Source organism: Micromonospora sp. KC207, from assembly GCF_004348615.1.
GTDB lineage: Bacteria > Actinomycetota > Actinomycetes > Mycobacteriales > Micromonosporaceae > Micromonospora.
In genome coordinates this window covers 1-1,138 of the sequence record NZ_SMKJ01000602.1, presented here as the reverse complement: position 1 = coordinate 1,138, position 1,138 = coordinate 1, and the positions used below count along the sequence as shown (strand labels likewise).

Here is a 1,138-nt window from a genome sequence, read left to right as displayed (position 1 = left end):
GCGGTGGGGGTGGGCGGGCGCAGCCCGAGGTTGGACGGCGCGTCGAGGACGGCGATCCGGCGCATCATTGGCTCCCGTCCTCGTGGGTCGGGCGGGCCGGCGAACGCCGGCCCGCGCTGGCGTACGGCGGAACTCAGAACAGGGCGCTGGCCAGGGCCCGGCGGGCGGAGGCGACGGCGGGATCGTCCTGACCGGCGACGGTGAACAGGCCGACCAGGTGCTGGCGTACCTTCTCCCGGTCGTCGCCGGCGGTGCGGCGGACCAGGCCGACCAGTCGGGCGTACGCCTGCTCGGCCACGCCGCTGAGCACCTCGATGTCGGCGGCGAGCAGCTGGGCCTCGACGTCGTCGGGGTTGGCCTCGGCGGCGGCGAGCGCCGCGCCCGGCTCGGCGCCGGCAACCCGGCGGGCCAGCCCGACCTGGGCCAGGCCGGCCTCGGCCGCGGCGTCCGCCGGCGACTCGGCCAGGATCTTCCTGTACGCCTGCTCGGCGGCATCCAGGTCGCCGCTCATCAGGGCGTCGTCGGCCGCGTCGAGGCGCGGGTCCTCCGGCTCGGCGACGCTGACCCCGCCGGCCTTGAGCACCGCGCCGATCCACTGTCGCAGCTGCGCCTCGGGGACCACCCCGGAGAACGCGTCGACGGGCCGGCCGCCGACCACGGCGTAGACGGTGGGGATCCCCTGCACCTGGAACATCTGAGCGATCCGGGGGTTGTCCTGGACGTCGATGCGGGCGAGCGTCCACGCGCCACCGCCCTCGGCGGCCAGCCGCTCCAGCACCGGGGCGAACTGGTCGCTCTCCGGGTACCCGGCCGCGCCGAAGAAGACCACCACGGGCATGGTGGTCGACCGTTCGAGCACCTCGGCCTGGAGATTCGCCTCTGTCACGTCGACCACCGACCTGCCGCCGGCAGCGGCCGGCAGACCGGAGGACGGACCGGCCTGGGCCGGTGTGTTGGTTCGGGCGGAGGCCGGTGCGGTGCCGCGCAGTGCGCTGAGGTCGACCGCGCCGCGGGTGAAGATCGACGAGGTGATCCGTGGGTCGCTCATGGTTGTCTAGTCTCGCACGTGTCCCGCCGAACTCAGATCAACCGCGACGGCGACAGTTGCGACTCTCACCCCTGCTCAACCCCGCTCATC

Annotated in this window: 1 protein-coding gene; it reads right to left on the bottom strand. The window is 74.3% G+C overall.

The window, feature by feature from the left end:
* Positions 1-133 precede the first annotated feature (133 nt).
* Positions 134-1,048 carry a tetratricopeptide repeat protein gene (locus E1258_RS32760; RefSeq protein ID WP_132407866.1) on the bottom strand — a complete coding sequence of 305 codons (915 nt, stop codon included), beginning with the start codon at positions 1,046-1,048 and terminating at the stop codon, positions 134-136.
* Positions 1,049-1,138 lie beyond the last annotated feature (90 nt).

Excerpts from the sequence above, each read along its gene's own strand:
- E1258_RS32760 (WP_132407866.1), bottom strand. The coding sequence starts at position 1,048 with ATGAGCGACCCACGGATCACCTCGTCGATCTTCACCCGCGGCGCGGTC.